Source organism: Variovorax sp., assembly GCF_035634955.1.
In the GTDB taxonomy this organism is placed as follows: Bacteria; Pseudomonadota; Gammaproteobacteria; order Burkholderiales; family Burkholderiaceae_C; genus Variovorax.
This window is the reverse complement of record NZ_DASQBZ010000025.1, coordinates 475,591-501,614: the sequence shown is the minus strand read 5'-3', so window position 1 is coordinate 501,614 and position 26,024 is coordinate 475,591. Positions and strand designations below refer to the sequence as shown.

At 70.1% G+C, this 26,024-nt stretch carries 18 protein-coding genes; 8 read left to right on the top strand and 10 right to left on the bottom strand.

Annotation, left to right across the window (positions count from 1 at the left end):
- Nucleotides 1–6: 6 nt before the first annotated feature.
- Nucleotides 7–1,353: an NAD(P)/FAD-dependent oxidoreductase gene (locus VES41_RS16655; protein WP_324819257.1), complete on the top strand. Its 1,347-nt coding sequence runs from the start codon at nt 7–9 to the stop codon at nt 1,351–1,353.
- A 19-nt stretch (nt 1,354–1,372) separates the two neighbouring features.
- Here the strand turns inward: VES41_RS16655 and VES41_RS16650 are convergent, their stop codons facing one another.
- The 9 genes from VES41_RS16650 to VES41_RS16610 form a co-directional block, all read right to left on the bottom strand.
- A complete protein-coding gene (locus VES41_RS16650; RefSeq protein WP_324819254.1) occupies nt 1,373–2,626 on the bottom strand; it encodes an aspartate aminotransferase family protein in 1,254 nt (417 codons plus the stop codon).
- Between the two features lie 8 nt (nt 2,627–2,634).
- Nucleotides 2,635–3,450, bottom strand: a complete 816-nt coding sequence (locus VES41_RS16645; RefSeq protein WP_324819251.1) for an ABC transporter permease — start codon at nt 3,448–3,450, stop codon at nt 2,635–2,637.
- Nucleotides 3,447–4,274, bottom strand: a complete 828-nt coding sequence (locus VES41_RS16640; protein WP_324819248.1) for an ABC transporter ATP-binding protein — start codon at nt 4,272–4,274, stop codon at nt 3,447–3,449. Before VES41_RS16640 ends, VES41_RS16645 begins: the two co-directional genes overlap by 4 nt.
- A gap of 12 nt (nt 4,275–4,286) precedes the next feature.
- Nucleotides 4,287–5,327: an ABC transporter substrate-binding protein gene (locus tag VES41_RS16635; protein WP_324819245.1), complete on the bottom strand. Its 1,041-nt coding sequence runs from the start codon at nt 5,325–5,327 to the stop codon at nt 4,287–4,289.
- A 147-nt stretch (nt 5,328–5,474) separates the two neighbouring features.
- The gene (locus tag VES41_RS16630; RefSeq protein WP_324819242.1) at nt 5,475–6,221 is read right to left on the bottom strand and encodes a GntR family transcriptional regulator; all 747 of its coding nucleotides are present in this window, start codon (nt 6,219–6,221) and stop codon (nt 5,475–5,477) included.
- Between the two features lie 98 nt (nt 6,222–6,319).
- Entirely contained in the window at nt 6,320–7,630 is a 1,311-nt protein-coding gene (locus tag VES41_RS16625; RefSeq protein WP_324819239.1) for a TRAP transporter large permease, read from the bottom strand.
- 21 nt (nt 7,631–7,651) lie between these two features.
- The gene (locus tag VES41_RS16620; protein ID WP_324819236.1) at nt 7,652–8,209 is read right to left on the bottom strand and encodes a TRAP transporter small permease; all 558 of its coding nucleotides are present in this window, start codon (nt 8,207–8,209) and stop codon (nt 7,652–7,654) included.
- Nucleotides 8,199–9,203: a TRAP transporter substrate-binding protein DctP gene (dctP, locus tag VES41_RS16615; RefSeq protein WP_324819234.1), complete on the bottom strand. Its 1,005-nt coding sequence runs from the start codon at nt 9,201–9,203 to the stop codon at nt 8,199–8,201. The genes VES41_RS16620 and dctP overlap by 11 nt, the downstream gene beginning before the upstream one ends.
- Nucleotides 9,204–9,387: 184 nt before the next feature.
- The gene (locus VES41_RS16610; protein WP_324819232.1) at nt 9,388–11,973 is read right to left on the bottom strand and encodes a mechanosensitive ion channel domain-containing protein; all 2,586 of its coding nucleotides are present in this window, start codon (nt 11,971–11,973) and stop codon (nt 9,388–9,390) included.
- A 91-nt stretch (nt 11,974–12,064) separates the two neighbouring features.
- Between VES41_RS16610 and VES41_RS16605 the strand changes: the two genes are divergently transcribed.
- The 3 genes from VES41_RS16605 to VES41_RS16595 all read left to right on the top strand — a co-directional run bounded on the left by VES41_RS16605 (nt 12,065) and on the right by VES41_RS16595 (nt 21,203).
- On the top strand, nt 12,065–12,571 hold the full coding sequence (locus tag VES41_RS16605) for a flavodoxin family protein (protein WP_324819230.1): 507 nt from the start codon (nt 12,065–12,067) through the stop codon (nt 12,569–12,571).
- A gap of 199 nt (nt 12,572–12,770) precedes the next feature.
- Nucleotides 12,771–12,980: a hypothetical protein gene (locus VES41_RS16600; protein ID WP_324819227.1), complete on the top strand. Its 210-nt coding sequence runs from the start codon at nt 12,771–12,773 to the stop codon at nt 12,978–12,980.
- Nucleotides 12,981–12,983: 3 nt separating this feature from the next.
- Complete coding sequence (locus VES41_RS16595) at nt 12,984–21,203, top strand: GH36-type glycosyl hydrolase domain-containing protein (RefSeq protein ID WP_324819224.1); 8,220 nt, start codon at nt 12,984–12,986, stop codon at nt 21,201–21,203.
- 42 nt (nt 21,204–21,245) lie between these two features.
- Here VES41_RS16595 and VES41_RS16590 read toward each other — a convergent pair whose 3' ends face one another.
- Nucleotides 21,246–22,940 (bottom strand): long-chain fatty acid--CoA ligase, encoded by a 1,695-nt coding sequence (locus VES41_RS16590; RefSeq protein WP_324819221.1) that lies wholly within the window; start codon nt 22,938–22,940, stop codon nt 21,246–21,248.
- Nucleotides 22,941–23,111: 171 nt separating this feature from the next.
- Here VES41_RS16590 and VES41_RS16585 point away from each other — a divergent pair, with 171 nt between their 5' ends.
- Genes VES41_RS16585 through VES41_RS16570 form a run of 4 tightly spaced genes read left to right on the top strand, consistent with a single transcriptional unit; the run spans nt 23,112 to nt 26,017 of the window.
- A complete protein-coding gene (locus tag VES41_RS16585; protein WP_324819218.1) occupies nt 23,112–23,912 on the top strand; it encodes a transporter substrate-binding domain-containing protein in 801 nt (266 codons plus the stop codon).
- A gap of 20 nt (nt 23,913–23,932) precedes the next feature.
- On the top strand, nt 23,933–24,589 hold the full coding sequence (locus tag VES41_RS16580) for an amino acid ABC transporter permease (RefSeq protein ID WP_324819215.1): 657 nt from the start codon (nt 23,933–23,935) through the stop codon (nt 24,587–24,589).
- A complete protein-coding gene (locus VES41_RS16575) occupies nt 24,586–25,239 on the top strand; it encodes an amino acid ABC transporter permease (RefSeq protein WP_324819212.1) in 654 nt (217 codons plus the stop codon). Before VES41_RS16580 ends, VES41_RS16575 begins: the two co-directional genes overlap by 4 nt.
- Nucleotides 25,223–26,017 carry an amino acid ABC transporter ATP-binding protein gene (locus VES41_RS16570; protein ID WP_324819210.1) on the top strand — a complete coding sequence of 265 codons (795 nt, stop codon included), beginning with the start codon at nt 25,223–25,225 and terminating at the stop codon, nt 26,015–26,017. The genes VES41_RS16575 and VES41_RS16570 overlap by 17 nt, the downstream gene beginning before the upstream one ends.
- Nucleotides 26,018–26,024 lie beyond the last annotated feature (7 nt).

The following is a 26,024-nucleotide window of genomic DNA, read 5'->3' as shown; positions in this document are numbered from 1 at the left end:
CGGCGCATGAACGCACCGGCCACAGCCAGGGCGCAACGCCCGCACATCGTCGTCGTGGGATGCGGGTTCGGCGGCCTCGAGGCCACCCGCCTGCTCAGCCGCTCCGACGTCGACGTGACCATCATCGAGCGCACCAACCATCATCTCTTCCAGCCGCTGCTCTACCAGGTGGCGACCGCGGGGCTGGCGGCGCCGTCCATCGCGGCGCCGGTGCGGGTGCTGTTCCGCGGCCGTGAAAACGTGACCACGCTGCTGGCCGAGGTCACCGCCATCGATCCGCACGGGCGCGCCGTCACGCTGGCCGACGGCAACCGCATCGGCTACGACCACCTGATCGTCGCCGCCGGCGCCACGCACAGCTACTTCGGCCACGACGAATGGGCCGCGCATGCACCGGGCCTCAAGACGCTGGCGGACGCTTTCGAGATCCGCCGGCGCATGCTGATGTCATTCGAGAGCGCCGAGCGCGAGAGCGATCCGCAGCGCCGCCGGGCCATGCTGACATTCGCTGTCATCGGCGCCGGCCCGACCGGCGTGGAGATGGCCGGCACCATGGCGGAGATCGCGCGGCACACGCTGGCCGGCGAGTTCCGCCGCATCGACCCGGCCAGCGCGCAGGTGCTGCTGATCGAGGGCAACACGCGCGTGCTGCAGGCCATGCCCGAATCGCTCAGCGCCAAGGCGCTCGACCAGTTGCGCAAGCTCGGGGTGCAGGTGCGCCTGAACGCGCGGGTGACCGCCATCGACGCGGCGGGCCTGAGCATCGGCATGCCCGACGGCGGCAGCGAGCGCATCGACAGCCACTGCATGGTGTGGGCCGCCGGCGTGGCCGCGTCGCCGCTGGGCCGGCTGCTGGCCGAGGCGACGGGCGCCGAGTCGGACCGCGCCGGGCGCGTGCTGGTGCAGCCCGACCTGAGCCTGCCCGGCCATCCCGAGATCAGCGTGGTGGGCGACCTCGCCGCGGCCCAGAGCCACGTGCCGGGCAAGGCGCCGGCGCCGGTCCCGGGCGTGTCGCCGGCGGCCAAGCAGATGGGCCGCACGGCCGCGCGCAATATCCTGGCGCGCCTGCGCGGCCAGGCCACCGAGGCCTTCCGCTACGCCGACTACGGCAACCTCGCGACCATCGGGCGCAACTCGGCCGTGGTCGACCTGGCCACGCCCTTCGGCCCATTCCGGATGAGCGGGCGCCTGGCGTGGCAGTTCTGGCTGTTCGCCCACATCTACTTCCTGATCGGCTTTCGCAACCGACTGGTGGTGCTGATGGACTGGGCCAGCGCGTACTGGAGCTTCCAGCGCTACGCGCGCGTGGTGCCGGACGTGGCCGATCCGGCCACGCGCGCAGACTCGGCCTGACCGGCGGGGGCCGGGCCGTTCAGTAGACGGCGTCGATCCGGCCGGAACCCGCCGAAGCCTTCGTCGAAGGGTCGGCGAGCACGGCCTTCATGTCCGCCAGGTACTGCCCCACGACCGGCTCGTGCGTCAGGTTGAGCATGTGGTGGATGCCCGGCGGCACGTTGGAGTAACCCACCGTCCAGCCGCGGGCCGACATGCCCTTGCCCACCGCCGCCATGTCGCGCTCGGGCGAGCCGAAGGCGAAGATCGACAGCTCTGGCCTGCCGAACGTGTGCATGCCCAACGGGTCCAGCCCGGCCTGCATGGCGCGGCGGGTGGCGATCACCCTGGCCGCCACGCGCAGGTAGCCTTCGTGGCCGAGGTAGTTCATCACGGCCCACGCCGCGGCGATGGCGCCGCCGGGCCGCGTGCCGACCAGCGTGTGGGTGAAGTACTGGCCGCGCGGCCAGTCGTCGAAGTAGTAGCCCATCAGCGCGAAGGACTCCGGGTCGGCAAAGAAGAGCGTCGAGGCGCCCTTGGCCGTGTAGCCGTACTTGTGCAGGTCGGCGGAGATCGACGTGACGCCCTCGACCTTGAAGTCGAAATCGGGAATGTCGGCGCCCAACTCGCGGGCGAAGGGCGCGAAATAGCCGCCCACGCACGCGTCGACGTGCATCCACAGGCCATGCTCGCGCGCCAGGGCGGCGATCGCGGGGATGGGGTCGACCACGCCGTGCGGATACGACGGCGCGGAGCCGACGAGCATGGCCGTGTCTGGCGTGATCGCCGCGCGCATCGCCGCCACGTCCGCGCACAGATCCTCTCCCAGCGGCGTGCGCACCGCCTCCAGGCCCAGGAAATGCGCAGCCTTGTCGAAGGCCGGGTGCGCGCTGTGCGGCATCACGATGCGGGGCTTGCCCATGCCCGGGCGCTTCTGCAGGGCCCGGTCGCGCGCGCACTTGACCGCCAGGAAGATGCTCTCGGTGCCGCCGGTGGTCATGGCGCCGCGTGCCTGCGCATCGCCGTGCAGCAGGCCCAGCCCCATCTGCACCACCTCGCGCTCGAACTTGGCCAGGCTGCCGAACGCGCGCGGCCCCAGCCCGTTCTCCGAGAAGTACATGAGGTACGCCTTCTTGGCCACTTCGAGGACGTCGTCGCCGGCGAAGTGGATGAACATCGGGACCCGGCCGTTGCGCCAGTCGACGTCGTCGCGGCCGGCGTCCGCCAGCATGCGCTCGAGTTCGGGCAGCGCGATGCCGTGCTCGGGCAGGCGTGCAATGTCTTGTGTCGTCATGTTGCCGTTCATCCTTCCTTGCCACCCCAGTGGACTACCTTGTTTTCGAGCGCTCGCGCCAGGAGGTCGAGCGCATAGCCCAGGATGGCCATGATCAGAGAGCCGACGATCACGACACTGGTGAGCAGGAAATCCGATGCCGACATGGCCATGTAGGCGATCCCGGCGTTGGTCGCGATCATCTCGGCGCCCACCAGCATGGTCACGCCGATGCCGATGCTCACGCGGATGCTGGTGAAGATGCCCGGCAGGCTCGCCGGGAAGATCACGCGCCGGAACACCATGGACCGCGATGCGCCGAGTGCCAGCGCGGCCTGCACCTTGCGCCGCCCGACGCCGCGCACGGCCTGCATGGCGCTGATCGACAGGATCGGGAACAGCGCCAGGATGATGATCACGATCTTCGAGACCTCGCCGATGCCGAACCAGATGATCAGCAGCGGCAGCAGCGCCAGCTTGGGCATCGGCCGCGTGATCTCGATCGGCGGATCCAGCACGGCCTTGACCGTCTCGTTCATTCCCATCCAAAGGCCCAGCGGTACCGCGATGAGCACCGTGAGCGCAAAAGCCACGCCGAAGCGGAACAGGCTGATGGCAATGTGGTGGCCCAGCGTCTTGCCCTGGTAGCCGTTGGCCATCAGCTGCAGCACGGTCTGCCACACCGCGCCGGGCGACGGCAGGAACAGCGGAGCGACCAGCGGCTTGCCGTCCACCAGCGGTGCGGTGATCAGGAACCACACGGCCAGCAGCGCGGCGAACGACGCGAGGTTGATCCAGCGCGAGCGGCCGGCCCCGTGCGATGCGGAGGTCGACGCGCCGCTCATGCCGCCTCCTGCCGTTGCGCGGCGAGCGCTTCCTCGCGCAGCAGGCCGAAGATCTGCGCCTTCATGCGCGCGAACTCCGGGCTCGTCACCACCGACGGATCGCTGCTGCGGGCGAACTCCGGCCTGAAGGTGGCCTTGATCCGGCCCGGGCGCGCGGACATTACCGCGATGTCCGTCGCGAGAAACAGCGCCTCGTCGATGCTGTGCGTGATCCACAGCACCGTCTTGCGGGTCTCGTGCCATATGCGCTTGATCTCCTCTTGCAGCAGTTCGCGCGTCTGCGCATCCAGTGCGGCGAAAGGCTCGTCCATCAGCAGGATCTCGGGGTCGTTGGCCAGCGCGCGCGCGATGCCCACCCGCTGCTGCATGCCGCCCGAGAGCTCGTAGGGGTAGCGCCTTGCGAAGCCGGCAAGCCCCACCATCTCCAGGAACCGGTCGGCAATGCGCCCCGCCTCGGCTTGCGACTTGCCCGTGGCCAGCGGACCGAAGGCGACGTTGTCCCGAACGTTCATCCAGGTGAACAGCGCGCCTTGCTGGAAGACGACGCCGCGGCGCGGGTCCGGTCCCTGCACGGGCTGCCCGTCCATGAAGACCTCGCCTGCCGTGGGCCGCTCGAAGCCGGCCAGGATGTTGAGCAGCGTGCTCTTGCCGCAGCCCGACGGGCCGAGCAGGCAGGTGAAGGCCCCCTCGGCGATGTCCAGCGTGACGGGTTCCAGCGCCTGCACCGCCTCGGCGCCCTTGCCGAAGCACTTGGTGATGCGGTCGAAGCGCACCTTGGGCACGCCGGTAGCGGCATCGGCCGGCAATGCCGCGTGTGAAGACATCTGCATGCTGTGTCAGGCGGCCATGCGGGCGACGAAACTGGAGTCGACCAGTGCGGCGAGGTCCTTGGGCATCGCCGTGATCTGCCCGGCTTCCAGCAGGAACTGCGCCTGCGTCTGCAAGGTGTTGAGCACGCCGGTGTCCTTCTCGCCGGGCTTGCCCATCCAGGCGCTGGTCAACTGCTCGCGCGCGGGCACCGGATAGAAGGTGTTGAGCGAGCGCATCACCGCCGCCTCGTCCACGTTGAGGAAGCGCGTCATGGTGTCGACCACTTCCTTGGGTTCTTCCTTGAAGGTGCGCGCGAGCTTCTCGTAGTCCTTGAGGAACGCGAGCACCAGGTCCGGCGATTTCTCCTTGAACTCGTTGCGCACCAGCAGGCCGTCGAAGATCACCAGCTTCTGCTTGTTCAGGTCGCCCGTCTTGAAGATGATCTTGCCGCCGTCATCGACCAGGCGCGGCAGCACCGGCACCCAGATGTAGCTGGCGTCGATCTCCCTGCGCTGCCAGGCCGAGACGATCTGGTCCGAGCGCATGTTGATGAGCTGCACGTCCTTGAGGCCCAGGCCGGCCGACCTGAGCGCCGCGACGGCGGCGAAATGCACCGACGTGTTGAACGGCAGGCCGATGCGCTTGCCCTTGAGCCCCGCGACGTCGGTGATGCCCGAGTTGCCCTGCACCGCCAGGCATTCGCTGTCGACGATGTTCTTGTAGACGTAGACCATCGACGCCTGCAGCCCGTTGGCATAGCCGACCATCATCGGGCTGGAGCCCACGTTGCACATGTCCAGGCTGCCGCCGGCCATCGCCGAGATCACCTCGGAGCCGGCGCGCACGGTCACGAACTCGCTGTCGACGCCAGGGCCGAACGTCGCCGCCGACCGGTTCTTCGCGCGGATGTAGTTCTGCGCGTCGATGGCACCGAATGTGCCGAGCCTGACCTGGCGGGCCTGCTGCGCGAACAGCGGGCTGGCGGCGCCCATGAGCAGCCCCCCGGCGGAGGAGGCGATCAGCATGTTGGCCGCGGCCCGGTGGAACTCGCGGCGGGAGAGATTCATGTCCATACACAGCCTTTCGTGAAGCACGAGGGGAACCCAGGAAGGGCCGCGGCCGGGCGCAGGACGCCGTACTGCCGTGACCTTGATGGGCAGTGTATGGGGTTTAAATATATTCAAATAGGCGGTATTAACCCGAAGCCGCCGGATTCAAGGCTTGAGCAATCGAATCAGGAAGCGCGAGCCGTGCACCAGGTCGTCGCGCATGGCGTCGCCAAGGGCTTCTCCATCGCGGCGCCGCAGCGCATCCACGGCCACCAGATGCTTCTCGTGGCCGCTGAGGCTGCCGCAGTACTGGGGAAACAGCAGGTTCAGCGTCGGGCCGACGCGCAGCCACAGGCTCTCGATCATGCGCAGCAGAATGGGCTGCTCCGCAGCTCGATATATTGAAAGATGGAATTCGGTGTTTTCGAGCAGCGTGCGATGCGCGTCGCCCTCCTGGATGGCGGCCAGGTGCCGCTGCATGACAGTGTCCAGGCGCTCGATCTCGGCGTTGGCGATGCGCGGCGCGGCCTCCCTGGCGGCCAGCGGCTCGAGCTCCATGCGGATCTTGAGGATCTCCCGGTAGGTCTCGACGTCCAGGCGCGGCACGCGGATGGTCCGGCCGTTCACGACCTCCAGCCCGTGCTCGGCCACCAGGCGCTGCACCGCCTCGCGCACGGGCGTGAGGCTCACGCCCATGGCCTCGGCCACGCCCCGGACGGTCAGCGCCTGCTCCGGGAGAAGCGCCCCGGTCATGAGGTCGTTGCGCAGCGCCTCGTAGGCCTGGTCGGCCAGCGTTTCCACCCCCTCCCCCAAGGCGCCCCGGGCGAGCGCCACGGCGCCGGAGGCACGCGCAAGGGTCGCGCCGGCCTGGCGCGCCGCGGCGTGTCTGGAGGTGGAGCGGGGCTGGGGCATGAAGGCGTTCCGTAGACAGTTGGACGCCTTGAATATACTCTGCCGCGCGACCGGCGCGGCAGGCTACTGGCGGGGGCCGGCGCCCCCGCGGAATGCGCTCAGGCGCCCATCACCTTGGAGGGCAGCCAGGTGGCGATCTCCGGGAACACACACAGGATCACGATCGCCAGCACCATGCACAGCATGAACGGGAAGGCCCCGCGCAGGATGGTGGGCAGCCGCACGTCCGGCGTGATGCCGTTGATCACGAACAGGTTCAGGCCCACCGGCGGCGTGATCAGGCCCAGCTCCATGTTGATGGTCAGGATCACGCCGAACCAGATCGGGTCGAAGCCGGCGGCGGTGATCACCGGCATCAGGATGGGCGTGGTCATCAGGATGATGGCCGCCGGCGGCAGGAAGCAGCCGGCCACCAGCAGCATCAGGTTGATGGCGCCGAAGATCACCCAGCGGTTGACCTGCAGCTGCGCGATCGACTCGGCCACCGACTGCGTCACCTGCAGCGAGCTCATCATGTAGCCGAACAGGATCGAGGTGCCGATGATCATCAGCAGCATGCCGGACTCGCGCAGGCCGTCGCGCAGGATGGCCCACAGGTCGGCCGGCTTCCAGACGCGGTAGATCACCACCACCATCAGCAGGCACAGCGCCGCGCCGACGCCGGCCGCCTCCGACGGCGTGGCGATGCCGCCGTAGAGCGAATAGACCACCCCGACGATCACCAGGATGAAGGGCAGCAGGCGCGGCATGAGCTCGAGCTTTTCCTTCATCGTGTAGATGCGGTCCTGGTCCACCAGGCGCGTGCCGCGCTTCCAGCTGATGAAGATGGCCCACGCCATGAACAGCGCCACCAGCAGGATGCCCGGCAGCACGCCGGCGATGAACAGGCGCCCGATGGACGTCTCGGAGGCGATGCCGTAGAGGATCATCGTGATGCTCGGCGGGATCAGGATGCCCAGCGTGCCGCCGGCGGCGATCGCGCCGGTGGCCAGGTCGGCGTCGTAGCCGCGCTTGCGCATCTCCGGAATGCCCATCTTGCCGATCGCCGCGCAGGTCGCGGGCGAGGAGCCGGTGAGCGCGGAGAACAGCGCGCAGGCGCCGATGTTGGACACCACCAGCGAACCCGGGATGCGGTGCAGCCAGCGCGACAGCGCCTCGTACAGGTCGCTGCCGGCGCGCGAGGACGCCACCGCCGCGCCCATGATGACGAACATCGGCAACGACACGAGGGTGAAGTCGGTCAGGCCGGAGAACACCGTCTCGGGCACGAAGTGCACGCTGCTCCAGCCGTCGAAGAAGAGCATGAAGGCCAGCGCCACCGCGCCGAGCCCGAAGGCGATGGGCAGGCCGGTGGCCAGCACCAGCGTGGTGACCAGGAAGATCAGGAAACCGATCAGGAGGGGACTCATGGGAACGACAACGCCTTCACGCTAGAGCCTGGCATCGGGGGCGAGGCCGAATGGCAGCTCGCGGCCGCCCAGCACCAGCACGATGTGGGTGAACATCTGCAGGCTCAGCAGGCCCAGGCCCACCGGAACCGAGAGGTAGGGAATCCACAGGCGCGCGCGCCAGATGGACGATGTGGTCTGCCCCTTCTCGAACACCTCCCACCACCAGGAGATGGAGGCATAGAAAAACAGCAGGCAGAACGCCAGCGCCACCAGGTGGCCCACCGCGTACAGGCGCCTGCGCGCGCGGTCGCCCATCATCAGCGGCACGACGTCCACTGCGACGTGGCCGCGCGTGAGCATGATGTAGGGCGCCCCGAGAAAGGTGGCGGCCACCAGCGCGAAGATGACGAACTCGGTCTGCCAGATGGACGACTCGCCGAGCACCGCCCGCACGAACACCATCTGGCACACCACGGCGATCGACACCACGATCAGGCCGGCCGAGAACGCGCCGAACAGCTGCGAGACGGCGTTGATCGCCCTCGCCCAGCCCGGCAGCGATGCGGCGGCTGCCGCGTCGACTGCGTTACTTGACACTCAGCGCCTTCTCGATGAGTTCCTTGCCGCCGGGCACCTTGTCGGCGAATTCCTTGTAGGAGGTCTTCTGCGCGATGGCGCGCCAGGCGTCGGCTTCGGCCTCGGTCATGGTGACGACCTCGGAGCCGCCCTTCTTGAAGGCCTCGATCATCTTGTCGTCGAGCTTCTTCGACTCGGCCGAGAAGTACGCCTCGGCCTTCTTCGATGCGGCCGTCAGCGCGGCCTTCTGCTTGTCGTCGAGCTTGTCCCACGAGCGCTTGGAGATCAGTACCGGCTCGTACATGAACCACAGCGCGTTGTCGCCAGGGGCGGTGACGCACTTGAGCTGCTCGTACAGGCGGAACGAGGTCATCGACGCGGTGGAAGTGTCGGTGGCCTGCGCCACGCCCTGCTGCAGCGCGTTGTAGACCTCGTTCGACGGGATGGAGACGATCGAGGCGCCGGCGCCGGCCCACATCTGCGAGAAAGTCGCGCCGGCCGAGCGCACCTTGACGCCGGCGGCATCGGCGGGGGTGCGGATGCACTTGTCCTTGCCGCCGAAGGCGCCGGCCAGCCATGCGTCGGCCAGGACCTTGGCGCCGCCGTCCTCGACCACCTTGTGGATCTCGGCCATGAAGGGCGACTTGTTCAGCCGTTGCGCATGGTCATGGTTCTTCACCAGCCCGGGCATCAGCGTGGCGCCGAACTGCGGGTGGAAGCCCGAGGCGTAGTCGAGCGGGAACGACGTCATGTCGATTTGGCCGGTCTGCATGGCCTTCCACTGCTCGGCGGCCTTGACCAGGCTGGAGGCGGGATACACCTTGATCTCCAGGCCGACCTTGGCCGCGGCCACGTCGCGCGCGATCATCTGCACCATCTCGTCGCGCACATCGCCCTTGCCGCCGGGGAACTGGTGCGATGCCTTCAGCACGATGTCGGCGGCATGCGATGCCAGCGGGATGGCGGCCAGCGCGAGGCTACCGATGAGATGGGCCAGGGTCTTGCGGCGGAACATGCGTTGTTTCTCCAGTGTCGTTCGTACGTCGATGCAGGCGCGCGCCGGAGTGCGCGTCGCCAGGCCAGATGAACGCTCGAATGTAGAGAATTTGTAACTGCACGCGCATAGTGGATTCCATGAGCGCCCGGCGCACGCACTCGGGTAGGCGCAGCCGTTTCTGATTCTTGTGCAGGCAAAGGTTCTAAGGGGCGGCCGCGTCTGGTCCCGCCGCCGACGGTGGCTCGGCTTCGCGCCGCGCGGCCAGCACCGCGGCCGCGACTTCCGGCGCCACGCTGCGCACGTGCAGGTCGGTCTGCGGAAACGGAATCTCGATGCCCGCCTCGGTCAGGGCCTGGTGGACGCGGGTGGCCAGTTCGCTGCGGATCACGTACCAGTTGTCAAAGTCGAACGTCCAGACCCGCACGCTGAACTCGAGTGCGCTCGGCCCGAAACCGGTGAAGAAGACCGACGGCTCAGGACGCTTGACCACGCCCTTGACCTGGCTCGCCGTGGCCAGCAGCAAGGCAAGCACCTGGTTCGGGTCGGCGCGGTAGCTCACGCCCAGCGACAGCTCGATGCGGCGGCTGCGATCGCGCAAGGTCCAGTTCACCAGGTTGCCTGCCAGCAGCGTGCCGTTGGGCACCACCACGTCCGCGCCGTCGAAGGTGCGCACCGTGGTGGCGCGCAGGCCGATGTCGCTGACGGTGCCGCTCATGGTGCCGACCTCGATGGTGTCCCCCGGCTGAATCGGCCGCTCGAACATCAGCACCAGTCCGGAGACGAAGTTGTTGACCACGCCCTGCAGCCCGAAGCCGATGCCCACGCCCAGCGCGCCGAACACCAGCGCAAGCTGGCTCACCTTGAAACCGGCGGCCGACAGGGCCAGCAGCAAGCCGATGATCAGCACCCCGTAGTAGGTGAGCGACGCCACGCTGTTGCCCACGCCGCGCGACACGCGCATGCGGCCCAGCACCTCGTCGTGCACCAGCGCCCGCACGCCGCGCGCGGCCCAGAAGGCCAGCAGCACGGCCAGAACGAACACCAGCACGTTGCCCAGGCTGAGCGAGATCTCGCCCATCTCGAATGTCGCGGACAGCACGCTGGACAGGAACGCATAGGTGGGCCGGAGCACGCGCAGGTGGTTCGTCGCATAGAGCACCCAGCCGGCGACGGCGCCCAGCCTGAGCAGCCGCAAGAGCAGCGCCGCCATGGCCGACGCACGGGCCGGCGCCTGCACCAGGCGCAGGGTCCCCGGCTGCCCCACCAGCCAGTGCACCACCGCGGTGCAGACCGAAACCCCGGCGAACAGCATGAGCGCCATGTAGGCGCTGTCGATGACGCCCTGGACCAGGGTCTCGGCCAGGGACGCGTTGCCCGCGATGTTCGACACCGTGGCGATGACCAGCAGCACCACCGCGGCCAGTGCGCCGACGCGCACCCCACGGCCGGGACGCCAGGCGGGAGCGGCGACCACGGCGTCTTCGGCCAGGTTCACCTGGCCGCCCGCAAGCCGCGCGGATTCCCTGCCGCGCCAGAGTGTCCACAGCGCCGCGGCCAGGGCCAGGCCGCCCAGGGCGAGCAGGAAAAGCCGATACAGCACGTCGCTGCCGAGCGCGAAGATGCCCAGGCGCGCCAGCAGGAACAGGCTGCTGACGACGACCGGCAGGTAGCCCAGCGACGTGGCGGCACCGGGCGGAAGCAGGCGCATCACCGGCACGACGGCCACCACCATGGCGGCCTGCAGTACCAGCAGCGGCGCGTCCGGCTCGATCAGGAAGACGGCCAGCATCGCCAGCAGCAGCCACAACGAGAACGGGCGCATCAGCGCCTGCACGCTCCCGGCGGGCATCCCTTCGGGCGCGCCCCGCCGCACGCGAAGGTAGAACCACAGCAGCACCGGCAGCAGGGCGAACTGCAGCGCGCCCAGGATCAGCGGCCGATCGTTGTCCGCCTCGCGGAACTCCCGGGCAAACCGCTTCTCGATGTCCAGGCCGACATCCGCCATCGGCGCCGCGTCCGACGCGTCCTGCGCCGAGCCGCCCAGCGCCCACAGCGGCGGCGAATCCAGCCGCATCAAGCGCGAATCGATGTAGCCGATGGCCTGCACCACCGCGTTCTGGCCCTGCTGGATGCGAGCCTCGACGCCATTGCCGCGCCGGCGCAGTTCGAGGTAGCGGCCGATGGGCACCTCCAGTTCGGCCTCCGCTCTCCTGAGGCGCTGCACCAGCGCCTCGACCCTGTCGGACAGCACGCCCGGCATCTGCCGGGACTTCAGGTCGGCCTGCGTCTTCTCCCACTGGGAGCGGCGGCGGGTGAGCAGCGCGGCGTCGTCCAGGTAGGGCTGAGTGGCCACGACCAGCTCGGCATGCCAGCGCTCGAAGCGGCGCAGGTTGAAGCGCCAGTGCCGTTCAAGGCTTTCGAGGCGCAGCACCGGCAGGCGTTGCAGCTGCGACTGGGTGTAGGCCCCGAGCAGGCCGTCGACCGAAGCCTCGATCGGGTCGAGCCGCGTCGAAAGGTTGGCCACCGTGTTGGCCGACCTGGCGCGGCGCTCGACGGCATCGGCAAGCGCGTCGTCCTCGTCGGCGCGCGTGGCAATGTCCTGGACCGGGATCGGCGCCGCAGCCGCGGCGTCCGCTGCGGTGGACGTCGGCGCCGCGGCCTTCGCACCCGCCTTGTCCTGCGCCAGCGCGAACCACGGCGCAGCCGCCAGCACGACGAGGAGGAGAATTTCGCGCCAGCCGGCGCGGGGCTCGCGGCGCGTGGACCGGATGCGGGGCACAGATTGCATGGATGGCCGGATCGGGCGTCACTCGGGGAGCGCCATTGTGGGCCAGATCGGCGGGCCCGCGAGGCGGGTGGCCGACGCTATGCTGCGCGGCATGAGCGACACGCGGATCCTGCTGATCGTCCACCACACGATGACCGGCGGCACGGCGCAAATGGCGCGGGCCGCGGCCGAGGGCGCGCGGGCCGAAGCCGGCGTTGCGGTCGACGTGCGCCTGCTGCGTGCGCACGAGGCCGGGCCCGACGACGTGCTTGGGGCGGCCGGCTACGTCTTTGCCACGCCGGAGAACCTTGCCACGATGTCGGGGATCATGAAGGACTTCTTCGACCGCTGCTACTACCCGGCGCTGGACCGGCTCAACGGCAGGCCGTACGCCGCCATGGTCTGCGCCGGCAGCGACGGCACCGGCGCGGCGCGGCAGATCGAGCGCATCGCCACCGGCTGGCGGCTGCGCGAAGTCGCGCCGGCCCTGATCGTCTGCACGCACGCGCAAACGCCCGAGCGCATCCTGGCGCCCAAGACCATCGGCGCCGAAGACCTCGGCCGCTGCCGCGAACTGGGCGCGGCCCTGGCGTCCGGCCTCGCGCTCGGCGTCTTCTGAATCGGCCGCAACGACCGGGCGGCTCGCGCCGCGCTCGTCTCCTACACGAAGTCGCGCCAAGGCGCGCGGCCGCGGCGTCGGCGCCCGCGTAGAGTGGGCCGAGGACGACCGCCCCGTGCATTTCGCCGCGGCACGTTCGACTCCAGATACGGATTCACCCGCCATGTCGTTCGTTCGCCCCCTGTCCTCCTCCCGCGGAATGCAAGATTCCGATCTCGTCACCAGCGACCATGCGGCGCTGGCATCGCACATGGCGCATTGCGCGCGCGCGCGCGGCGCCTGGTTCGAAGTGCGACGATGGCTGCAGGACGGACACGTGATGCTTTCCAGCCGGCTGGTGACCGTGGCGCTCGTCGGAGGAGTCTCCCTGGCAGCGGTGACGCTGGCGGCGGTTTCGCTGGTTGCCTGAGGCGTGCGCGGCACGGACCCGCTCGGCGACCGGCTGGGCACACTCAGCGACTACGCGCGCCGCTATCTCGCGCAACCGGCCGAGGAGGCCGAGGCGCCGATCCGCGCCGAGCTGTTCGGCGTGCAGCGCTTCCAGATGCATGGGCGCAGCCTCGCCGCCGCGCAGCGCGTGCGTGAGCCTTCGCAGCACGAGGCGCCCCCCTTCTTCCCGCGTGTCGACCACAACCTGGCGGCGCTGCGCGAGGCGTTCGACTACATCGCGCTGACCTGGCGCTCCAAGCGCTACGTGTCGCCCGCGGCAGAGTGGCTGCTCGACAACTTCCACCTGATCGAAGCCCAGCTGCAGGAGATCCGCGAAGGCGTGCCACGCAGCTACTACCGCCGCCTGCCAAAGCTGGCCGACGCGCCCCTGGCCGGCCTGCCGCGCGTCTACGGCATTGCCTGGGCCTACGTCGCGCACACCGACAGCGTGCTCGACCGCCAGTTGTTCACCGCCTTCCTCGACGCCTACCAGGAAGTCGACGAACTCACCCTCGGAGAGTTGTGGGCCTTCCCCACCACCTTGCGCGTGGTGCTGCTGGAGAACCTGCGTCGGGTGGCGCAGCGCATCGCCGGCAACAAGGTGGCGCGCGAGGTCGCCCATGCCGCGTGGGATGCCGCCGCGCCGCTGGGCGCCCACGAACTGGACATGCTCGCCCGGCTGATGCAGGGCCACGGGCTGTACGACGTCTTTCTCACGCAGCTGTGGCAGCGCATGCCGTTCGAGCGCGACGGCGACGGCCCGCCGGTGGCGCACTGGGTGGAGCAGCACTGCACCAACGGCCCCGCGCTCATCAGCGCCGCCCAGGCCGAGGCGGCCGCGGACAACCTGACGGTCGGCAACATCATCACCACCTTGCGCAGCATCGGGCAGGTCGACTGGTCCGACCTGATCGAGCCGGTGAGCCATTCGCTGCGCGTGCTGCGCCAACTGCCCAGCTTCAACCGCGAGAGCGAGCGCACGCGCCAGCAGATCACGCAGGCGCTCGAGCAGATGGCGCGCCAGACCGCGCGGCCCGAACGCGAAGTGGCCGAGGCCACGGTTCGGCTCGCCGGCGCCGCAGCCGATGCGGCCGGCGCACATACCACCGGCGCCGCAGCCGCGCAATCCACCGCCGGCCACTACCTGCTGGGCGCCGGTCGCGCCGCGCTGCGCGAGGCCCTGCGCCCGGCGGACGCGCCCCGGCCGCAGCAGGCAGCGCCGCGCGACGCCTGGCGCTGGCGCTTCCGCATCTACCTGGCCTGCATCGCCGCTGGCACGGCGCTGGTGGTCGGCCTGGCGGCGTTCAAGGCGCACCAATCCGGCTGGATGACCTGGATCGCCCTGGCACTGATGGTGTGGCCCGTCTCGGAAGCGGTCATCGCGCTGGTGCACCGCATCGTGGCCGAGGCGGTACGCGTGCACGCGCTGCCGCGGCTCGACTTCAGCCAGGGCATACCCGCGGAACACCGGGTGATGGTGGCGATCCCTGCCCTGCTCGGCTCGCCGGACGGCATCGCGCAACTGGCGCATCACCTGGAACTGCACTGGCTGGCCAACCGGGAGCGCCACGCCCAGTTCGCGCTGCTCACCGACTGGCGCGACGCACCTGCACAGGCGATGCCCGACGACGCGGACCTGCTGGCCCAGGCGCAGCGGCACGTCGACCGGCTCAACGCGCTCTATCCGTCGCAGGCCACGGACCCGACCCGCTTCATCGTGCTGCACAGGCCGCGCGTGTGGAGCGACACCGAACAGGCCTGGATCGGGTGGGAGCGCAAGCGCGGCAAGCTCGAGATGCTGCTGCGCCTGCTGGCAACCGGCGATGCCTCCGGCTTCCTGTCGCTGCCCGACCACTGGCGGCTGGCCGAAGGCACACCCTATGTGCTGACACTCGACGGCGACACCGCCCTGCCGCCGGGCACCCTCTGCGAACTGGTGGCCACGGCGGCACACCCGCTCAACACGCCGCAGATCGACCAGGCACGGCGCCGCGTGAGCGCCGGCTACGGCATCCTGCAGCCGGATGTCGTGGTGCCCTTCCCCTCGCGCAGCGAACGCTCGTTCTTCCACTGGCTGTTCGCCGGCCGGTGCGGCATCGATCCCTACAGCAGCGGTGCGTCCAACGTCTACCAGGACCTGTTCCAGGCCGGCACCTTCACCGGCAAGGGACTGTTGAACGTGCAGGCGGTCCACGCCGTGCTCGGCGCGCGGCTGCCGGGCGACAGCGTGCTCAGCCACGACCTGCTCGAAGGCAGCGTGGCCCGCTGCGCGCTCATGACCGACGTGATGCTGCTCGAGGAGCACCCGCACCACACCGGCGTGGCCGCCTCGCGCGTGCACCGGTGGACGCGCGGCGACTGGCAGCTGCTGCCGCTCATGCTGCGCCCGGCACGCTACGGGCTCGACGCCATCGGCCTGTGGAAGATGGCCGACAACCTGCGCCGCGCGCTGGTGGCGCCGGCCGCGGCGCTGCTGGTCATCTGGGTGGTGTTCACGCATGCGCTGCCGCTGGGCTGGGCACTGGCCGCGGTCGGCGCCGCGCTGGTCACCGGCCCGCTGCTCGGCGCACTGGCCGGCCTGGTGCCGACGCGGCGCAATATCGAACTGCGCCACTTCTTCGACTTCGGCGCCGTCGAGCTGCTGCGCGCGCTGGCGGCAGCGGCCTGGCAGTTCGTCATGCTGCTGGCGCAGGCCGGCCTGCAGACCGATGCCGCCGTCCGCGCGCTATGGCGCATGGCGGTCAGCCGCCGCCACCTGCTGCAGTGGACCACCTCGGCCCAGGCCCAGGCCCAGGCGCGCAGCGAGTTGCCGGCATTCCTCCGGTCCGGCGCCTGGGTCACGCTTGCCGCGCTGGCCCTGGCGACCGCCGCCGCGTGGGCCGCGCGGCCGGCGGCCAGCACGCTGTTCGTCATCTGGGCGCTGGCACCGCTGCTTGCGTGGGCGTCCAGCCGCGTCGACACGCGCGCCGAGCCGCACCCCGCGCTGCCGCCGGCCGAGCGCGACTACCTGACCGGACTCGCGCGCGACACCTGGCGCTTCTTCGAGGAAATCGTGGTGGCCGAGGACCACCACCTGCCGCCGGACAACCTGCAGATGGAGCCGCAGCCCACGGTGGCGCACCGCACCTCGCCCACCAACATCGGCATGTACCTGATGGCGTGCTGCTGCGCGCGCGAGTTCGGCTGGATCGACGCCGCCGCGCTGGCGACCCGCCTGGATGCGACGCTCGGCACCGTCGAGTCGATGCCCAGGCACCGCGGCCACCTGTACAACTGGTACGACACGCAATCGCTGCAGGTGCTGCCGCCGGCCTACGTCTCGGCGGTCGACAGCGGCAACCTCGCCGGGCACCTGCTGTGCGTGGCGCAGGCCTGCCGCGCCTTCGCCGCGGCGGAGGACGCCGCCACCGGTGCGGCGCTCGAACGGATCGCGGCGCGCTGCGACGTGCTGTGGCAGGGCATGGACTTCAGCGGCCTGTACGACGGCAAGCGCCACCTGTTCCACATCGGCCTGCGCGTGGACGAGATGGCGCTGGACGCCAGCTACTACGACCTGCTGGCCTCCGAGTCGCGCCTGCTGAGCTTCCTGGCCATCGCCAAGGGCGACGTGCCGCGCCGCCACTGGAGTGCGCTGGGCCGTCCGTTCCTGTCGGTCGGCGCTGCCCCGGGCCTGAAATCATGGGCCGGCTCGATGTTCGAGTACCTCATGCCGGCGCTGGTCATGCCCGAGCCTCGACACGGCCTGCTCGACGTCGCCAACCGCGCGGCGGTGCAGGAGCAGCAGGCCTTCGGCGACGCCCAGTACCTGCCGTGGGGCGTGTCGGAGTCCGCGTACTTCGCGCAGGACCATTCGCTCGCCTACCAGTACTCACCCTTCGGGGTGCCACGCCTGGCGCTGCGCCGCACGCCGCCGACGGAGCGGGTGGTCGCGCCGTATGCCAGCGTTATGGCCGCACCTTTCGCACCGCATGAGGCGGCGCGCAACCTGCGCCTGCTCGAGACGCTCGGCGCACGCGGCGACTTCGGGTTCTTCGACGCGGTCGACTTCACCGCCGCGCGCCAGGCCGCCGGGCAGGACTACAGCGTGGTGCGCAACTTCATGGCGCATCACCAGGGGATGTCGCTCGTGGCGCTGTGCAACCTGCTGTGCGCCGATGCGCCGCGCCGCTGGTTCGGGGCGGCCGCGCCGGTGCAGTCCTACCTGTCGCTGCTGCACGAGCGCACGCCGCGCCAGATCATCGGCAGTGCCGACCCGCGCCTGCCGCCCGAGCCGGCCGAAGGCGAATCGGCGCCGGTGTTCCAGCCGCGCATCGTGGACCCGCTGACGCCCGGGCTGCAACCCACGCACCTGCTGTCGAACGGCCGCTACACGGTGGCGCTGCGCGCCAACGGCGCCGGCGTCAGCCGCTTCGGCTCGGCCAGCGTGAGCCGCTGGCGCGACGATCCGCTGCGCGACCACTACGGCACCTTCCTCTTCGTGCGCGATGTCGGCGAGGATGCGCCGGGCCCGGTGGTGTCGCTGACGGCCTTGCCCGCACGCGGCGAAGGCTGGCGCTACCGCACGCGCTTCCTGGCCGACCAGGTGCAGTTCGAGGCCCGGGGCGACGGCCTCGAAGCCCGGACCACCGTGCTGATCAGCCCGGAAGACGACACCGAGCTGCGCACCGTGGTGCTGCACAACACGGGCGCGCACGCGCGGACGCTGGAGCTGATCTCTTACTTCGAGCCGGTACTGTCGCTGCCCAAGGCCGACGAGGCACACCCGGCCTTTGCCAACCTGTTCATCGAGACGCAATGGAAGGCGGCATGGCGTGCGCTGCTGATGGCGCGCAAGCCCAGGCTGCATGGCGACGCGACGGTCGCGGCGGCGCATTTCGTCGCCTCGGTGGACGCCAACGTGCTGTCCGTCGAATGCATGGCCGACCGCCGCGCCTTCATCGGGCGCAACCGTTCGCTGGCCGATCCCGCGCTCGATGCCCAGCCGCTCGACGCCGCCGGACAGCCGATCAACGGCCTCGATCCGATCGCCTGCCTGCGCGTGCGCCTGCGCATCGCGCCCGGCGAGGCCGCGCACGTGACCTTCGCCACCAGCGCGGCGGACCAGCTGGAGGCGCTCGAGCCGGCGATCGACCGCTACCTGCAGTCGATGCACGTCGAGCGTGCCGCGCGCATGGCGGCAACGCTGGCGCAGGTGCGCCTGCGCGACCTGGCCATCGACCCGGCGCAGACCATGGCACTGCAGGACCTGACGACGATCCTGACCTACACCACGCCGCGCGTGATGACCGACCGCGGCCTGATCGACCTGCGCCAGATCTGGCGCTTCGGCATCTCCGGCGACAAGCCGATCGTGCTGGTGTACCTGGCCTCGCTCACCGGCATGAGGCTGGTGCACACGCTGCTGCAGGCCCAGCCCTGGTGGGGCTTCGGCGGCGTGGCCTGCGACCTGGTGGTGGTCAACAGCGAGCCGGCCTCGTACCTCATGCCGCTGCAGCGCGAAGTCGAGGCATTGCGGGCACGCGTGACGCAGCAGGTGCAGAACAGCTTCCCGCGCAACGACGCCGCGGGCTTCTACCTGCTGCGCGAGCAGGATCTCTCGGCTGCCGAGCTGGCGGCCCTCGCCGGCCTGGCGCGTGCCGTCTTCACCGCCGACGGACGCACGCTCGAAGCGCAGGTGGCGCAGATGCGCGAGACCGGCGTCGCCCCTCGGGACGACGTTGCCGGCGCGGCAGCGCCGCTGGAGCCGCGCGCGGATGCCGGCGTGTTCCTGCACGCGCCGCGCCAGGCAACGGCGGTGGCGCCGGCGGCATCTCCGCAGGGAAGCTTCGACGCGGCCAGCGGCGAATTCCGCTTCGAGGTCGGCCCCGGCCAACGCACGCCCCGCCCGTGGGTGAACGTAATCGCCAATGAAGGTTTCGGATTCCAGGTCTCCGAGGCCGGCGCCGGCTACACCTGGGCCGGCAACAGCCGCATGCACCAGTTGACGCCGTGGTCGAACGACCCGGTGCGCGACACGGCGTTCGAGCACTACCTGCTGCAGGACGAGGAAACGCGTGCGTTCCTGCCGCTCACGCCCGCAGCGGGCGGCGGCGCCCACGCCCGCCACCGCGTGCGCCACGGCCAGGGCTACACGGTCTTCGACTGCAGTCACGAGGGGCTTGCGCTGGAGACCACCTTCTTCGCCGACCGCGACGAGAGCGTCAAGGTCGTCCGGGTGCGCCTGCGCAGCACCGACATGCGCGCGCGCCGGCTACGCGCGCTCGCCATGATCGAGTGGCAGATGGGCGCGGCCCGGCCGGAGCGGCGCACCATCCGCAGCTGGAAGCCGGCGGACCTGCCGGCGGTGTTCGCGCAGCAACGCGAATCGAGCGCCGGCTTCGGCGGCAGCACCGCCTTCGTGCTGCTCGCCGGCGACGCGGCCGCGCTGCAATGGACCTGCGACCGGGACGAGTTCTTCACCGAAGGCGCCACCGCGCTCATCGCACCGGACGTGCTCGCCGGCCGCGCCGGCAGCGGCCTCGATGCCTGCGGCGCCATCGACGGCACGCTCACGCTGGCGCCGGGCGCCTCGGCCTCGTTCGTGTTCGTGCTCGGGCAGGCCGGCGATGCCGACGCGGCGGTCGCGCTGGCGCGGCGCTGGCAGCGCCGGGACGTCGACGCCGCGCTGGCGCGCGTGCAGGACTTCTGGAACGAACTGCTGGGCCGCCTGGAGGTGCACACGCCCGACCCGCTTTTCGACGCGCTGGTCAACCGCTGGCTGCCCTACCAGACGCTGGCCTGCCGCATGTGGGCACGGGCCGGCTTCTACCAGGCCGGTGGCGCCTTCGGCTTTCGCGACCAGTTGCAGGACGCCATGGCCTTCGCGCTGACCGATCCGCGCCGCCTGCGCGAGCAGATCCTGATGAACGCGTCGCGCCAGTTTCCCGAGGGCGACGTGCAGCACTGGTGGCACATGCCCGGCGGCGCCGGGGTGCGTACGCATTTCTCGGACGACCTGCTGTGGCTGCCCTATGCCTGCGTCCACTACATCGACGTCAGCGGCGACCGCGGCGTTCTCGACGCCGCCGCGCACTTCATCGAGGGCGCGCCGATCCCCGAGGGCGCCGAGGACGCGTACTACCCGCCACAGGTCAGCCCGCAGGTGGCCACGATCTACGAGCATTGCGCCCGCACCATCGACCGCAGCCTGGCCACCGGCGTGCACGGCCTGCCGCTGATGGGCACCGGCGACTGGAACGACGGGATGAACCGCGTCGGCCATGGCGGCCGGGGCGAGTCGGTCTGGCTGGGCTGGTTCCTGTGCGAGGTGGTGCGGCGCTTCGCGCCGATCGCGCAGGCGCGCGGACAGGCCGAACGCGCGCAGCGCTGGCTGGACGCGCGCAACGGGTGGGTCGCGGCCCTGCACGATGCGGGCTGGGACGGCGCGTGGTTCCGGCGCGCCTTCTTCGACAACGGCGCGCCGCTGGGGTCGTCGATCAACGAGGAATGCCGCATCGACCTGATCGCGCAGGCCTGGTCCGTGTTGAGCGGTGCGGGCGCCGAAGGCTTCACGCGGCAGGCGATGCAGGCGGTCGAACAACAGCTGACCGACCACGACATGGGCCTGCTGCGGCTCCTGCATCCGCCGCTGCAGCACGCGACCGACAACCCGGGCTACATCCAGGCCTACCCGCCCGGCGTGCGCGAGAACGGCGGCCAGTACTCGCACGGCGCCGTGTGGGCGCTGATGGCGCAGGCGCTGCAGGGCGACGTCGAGGCGGCATGGCGCAGCTTCGAGGGGCTGAGTCCGGCGCACCGGGCGCGCCATCCGGTGCGCGGGCCGGTCTACGAGATCGAGCCGTACGTGATGCCGGGCGACACTTACGGGGCGCCGCCGTATCTCGGTCGCGGCGGCTGGAGCTGGTACACCGGGTCGGCCGCCTGGCTGCACCGCGCCGCCGTCGAGACGCTGCTGGGCCTGGAGGTGCGCGGCGCGCGCCTGCGGCTGACGCCGCGGGTGCCGGCCCGGTGGCCGGGTTTTTCCATCACGCTGCGCCTACGCGGCAAGCGGCTCACGCTGGTGTGGGAAGGCGGCGCCGATGGCAACACGCCCGCGGTCGATGGGCCGGCCGTCGTCGGCGGTGAATGGCTCGACTGGCATGCGCTGCCGGACGGCAGCACGCTGCGCCTTGCCGCAGGGCAGACCGCAGCCGCGGCGACCTAGCGACAGGCCCCGGCACGGCGCCGGGGCCGCCGGCTATGCCGGCTATTTCGCGCCGTCCTCGGCCTCCTGCAGCAGGCGCCACATGACCTTGCCGCTGCCGCTCTTGGGCAACTGGTCGACGAACTGCACGGTGCGCGGGATCTTGTAGACCGCCATGTTCTCGCGGCACCAGTCCATGATCTCCTGCGCCGTCGTGTCCTTGTGCGTGGGCCGCAGCACCACAACCGCCTTGACGGACTCACCGCGGTAGGCGTCCTTGGTGGCGATGACGCAGGCCTCCTGGATGGCCGGATGCTTGAACATGAGCAGCTCGACCTCGGCCGGCCAGACCTTGAAGCCGCTGGCGTTGATCATCCGCTTGAGGCGGTCAGTCAGGAAGAAGTAGCCATCCTCGTCCATGCGGCCCATGTCGCCGGTGCGGAAGAAGCGGCGGCCGTCCCATTCGATGAAGGCCGCGGCGTCGGCGTCCGGCCGCTTCCAGTAGCCGGCGAACACGCTCGGGCCGCAGGTGATGATCTCGCCGGATTCGCCCACCGGCATTTCCTGCAGCGTGTCGGGGTCGACCACGCGCGAGTCGGTGCTCATGTACGGAATGCCCAGGCATTGCTGCTTGGGGTTCTCGAACGGGTTGGCGTGCGAAGGCGCGGCGGTCTCGGTCAGGCCGTACCCTTCGAGGTAGCGCAGGCCGAACTGCTCCCACAGCCGCTGGGCGACCGCCTGCGGCATGGCGGCGCCGCCGCCGCCGATGTAGCTCAGGCTCGTCAGGTCGAAGCTGGCGAAGTTGGGGCTGGCCATGAGGTCGATGACCATGGTCGGGATGTTGGTCCAGTTGGTCACCTTCCAGCTGGAAATGAGCCGCCCGGCCAGCTCGCGGTCCCAGCGCGGCATGATGACCAGCAGCGCGCCGGCCGCGATGGACGTGTGCAGCAGGCTCACCGTGCCGGTGATGTGGAACATGGGCACCACCGCCAGCGTGACCATCTCGGCCGAACCCAGGCCCCACAGCAGGCTGGCGAACACGTTGTGCTGCAGGCTCGAATGCTTGTGGATGCAGCCCTTGGGCAGCCCGGTGGTGCCGCTGGTGTAGGGCAGCAGCGCCATGTCGTCGGCACCGGCCGTGTGCGGCGGCGCGGGGTGGCCGGCGGCCATGGCGTCGGTCCAGCTCAGCACGCTGCCGCCGTCGAGCTCGGGCAGCGGGTGGCGGGTGAGCAGCCAGTCGCGCCAGGCGGGCGGCAGCGTGGCGTCGTCCTGCGCCGCGGCGTCGAACGCGTCGCAGAACTGGGTGACGATCATGTGGGCCAGGCGCTGGCCGGCGGGCAGCGCGTTGCTCGCCTTGGCCAGTTCCGGCGCCAGGTCGCCGGTGGTGATGGCAACCTTGGCCTCGGGGTCGGTGATGTAGTGCTTGAGCTCCTCGGCGCGGTTCATCGGGTTGACCGGAACCACCACCGCGTTGGCGCGCAGGATGGCGTAGTGGGCCACGATCAGCTGCGTGCTGTTCTGCATGTCCAGCACGACGCGGTCGCCGCGCTGCACGCCCAGCGCATGCAGCTGGCCGGCCAGCCGCTCGACCTGTTCGGCCAGCTGGCCGTAGGTGGTGACGGTGCCGAAGAAGGCCAGCGCCGGCTTGTCCGGATAGCGCTCGGCATTGACGCGCAGGTTGTGCCAGACCGAGACGGCGGGCACGGTGATGGAATGCGGCAGGCGCTTGGGCCAGAACTTGTAATGCGGGCGGTCCATTGGGTACTCCAGAACGCACGGAGCCTACATGCGCCGGCGGCCGGACGCACCGGGAAAGCCCCGAGTCCGGTCGCCTGTGCGACGCGGCCTCGGCGGCCCCGCGCCGCGGGCACCGGCACGGCTCTTGCTTGACCGGGGCATCCCAAGAACTCTTCGCTGGAAGACATCGACATGCCCGCCACCCTCACCCGCCGAGCCACCATCGGCGTCGCTCTTGCCGCGGCGCTTCTGACCGCCGCCGGCGCCGCCCAGGCGCAAGCCGCCCTGGACGGCATCATGAAAAGCAAGACCGTGAAGATCGCCGTGCCGACCGACTACCCGCCCTACGGCTCGGTCGACAAGACGATGCAGCCGGTCGGCCTGGACGTCGACATGGCAAGACTCGTCGCCACCAAGCTGGGCGCCAAGCTGGAACTGGTGCCGGTGACCAGCGCCAACCGGATTCCCTACCTGCAGACGAAGAAGGCCGACCTGGTCATCTCCACGCTGGGCAAGAACGCCGAGCGCGAGAAGGTGATCGACTTCAGCGCCTCGTACGCCCCGTTCTTCCAGGGCGTGTTCGCGGCCAAGACGCTGCCGGTGAAGACCTTCGCCGACATGGCCGGCAAGACGGTGGGCGTGACGCGCGGCGCCATGGAAGACCAGGAGCTGCAGAAGGTGGCGCCGGCCGGGCTCGAATACCGCCGCTTCGAGGACAACAACGCCACCATCGCCGCGTTCGTCTCCGGCCAGGTGCAGACGGTAGCCACCAGCGGCGCCGTCGCGGCCGAGATGATCAGCCGCAACCCGCAACTCAACGCCGAGTACAAGCTCCTGCTCAAGGACAGCCCGTGCTTCATCGGCATTGCCAAGGGCGAGGAGCCGCTCAAGGCCAAGGTCAACGAGATCATTGCCGCGGCCAAGGCCGACGGCACGCTCGACGCCATGTCGAAGAAGTGGCTCGGCCGCGGCGCCGGTGACCTGCCGCTGTAGGCGCGGCGGGGGCATCTGAAATGCAGCTGGACTTCGGGGCGGTGCTGGTCGACTGGCGGCTGCTGGGCGTGGGCGTGCTCTGGACGCTCGGCCTCACGGCCGTCGCCACCGTCCTCGGCATGGTGCTCGGCATCGCCTGCGCCTGGGCACGCGCGCACGGGCCCGGCTGGCTGCGCTGGACGGTCGGCACCTACGTGGAGCTGATCCGCAACACGCCCTTCATCGTGCAGCTGTTCTTCATCTTCTTCGGCCTGCCGGCGGCGGGCGTGAAACTCACGCCCGAGACGGCGTCGATGATCGCGATGGTGCTCAACCTCGGCGCCTATGCCACCGAGATCATCCGGGCCGGCATCGAGGCCACGCCGCGCGGACAGGTGGAGGCGGCGCTGAGCCTGGCGCTCACGCGTGCGCAGGTGTTCCTGCGCGTGGTGCTGCCGCCAGCGCTCAAGCGCGTGTGGCCGGCCATGGTCAGCCAGATCATCATCGTCATGCTGGGCTCTGCCGTGTGCAGCCAGATCTCGGTGGAAGACCTCAGCTACGCGGCCAACCTGATCCAGAGCCGCAACTTCCGCGCGTTCGAGGCCTTCATCGTCGCCACGCTCGTCTACCTCGTGCTGTCGGTAATGACGCGCCGCCTTCTCAACTGGCTTGGGCCGCGCTTCTTCTTCGGGCGATGAACGACTTCACCCTCTGGGACATCCTTCGCAACCTGCTGCTGGCGCTGCGCTGGACGGTGGCCCTGTCGCTGATCGCCTTCGTCGGCGGCGGCGTGGTCGGCGCCGCGCTCCTGCTGGCACGGCTGCGCGCCGGACCGCTGCTGGACCGCGCCATCGCGGGGTACGTGCAGCTGTTCCAGGGAACGCCGCTGCTGATGCAGCTGTTCCTGGCGTACTTCGGCATCGCGCTGCTGGGCGTGGAGGTATCGGCCTGGACGGCGGCGGCCTTCGCCCTGACCCTCTACACCAGCGCCTTCCTCACGGAGATCTGGCGCGGCTGCGTGTCCGCGGTGCCCAAGGGCCAGTGGGAAGCCGGCAGCAGCCTGGCGCTCGGCTTCGGCGAGCAGCTGCGCCACGTGATCCTGCCGCAGGCCACGCGCCTGGCGATCCCGCCGACGGTGGGCTTCCTGGTGCAGGTGGTCAAGGGCACGGCGCTGGCCTCGGTGATCGGCTTCGTCGAGCTGACCAAGGCCGGCAGCATGATCTCCAACGCGACCTTCCGCCCCTTCGCCGTGTTCGGCTGCGTGGCGCTGATGTACTTCGCCCTTTGCTTCCCGGTCAGCATGCTGGCCCGCCACCTGGAAAGACGAACCCATGGCCGCCGTGCCTGACACCCTGCTGGCCACCGTGGCCAATGCCGCGGCGCCCGCCGGCGGCCCGATCGTGCGCATCACCGCGCTGCGCAAGTCCTACGGCGACAACGAGGTGCTCAAGGGCATCGACCTCGACGTTGCGCGTGGCGAGGTGATCGCCGTGATCGGCAAGAGCGGCTCGGGCAAGAGCACGCTGCTGCGTTGCATCAACGGGCTGGAGGTGTTCCAGGAAGGCGCGCTCACCGTCGACGGCAAGCCGCTGCTGCACGACAGCGCCATGGCCATGCGCGAGCTGCGCCAGCGCGTGGGCATGATCTTCCAGAGCTTCAACCTGTTTCCGCATCTCTCGGTGGGCCGCAACATCATGCTGGCGCCGACGCTGGTGAAGAAGCGCGGCAAGGCCGATGCCGCCGCGCAGGCGCGCCGCCTGCTCGCGCGCGTCGGCCTGGCCGAGAAGTTCGACGCGATGCCCGACCAGCTCTCGGGCGGCCAGCAACAGCGCGTGGCCATCGCCCGCGCGCTGGCGATGGAGCCGGCCGTGCTGCTGTGCGACGAGATCACCTCCGCGCTCGACCCGGAACTGGTCGGCGAGGTGCTGCGCGTGGTGGAGTCGCTGGCCGTGGAAGGCATGACCCTGCTCATGGTCACGCACGAGATGAACTTCGCCCGCAAGGTGGCCGACCGCGTGATCTTCATGCACCAGGGCCGGGTCCACGAGATGGGCCCGCCGGACGAGCTTTTCGGGCAGCCGCAGACGCCGGAACTGCGGCAGTTCCTGTCGTCGCTGCACGACTGAGGGGCGC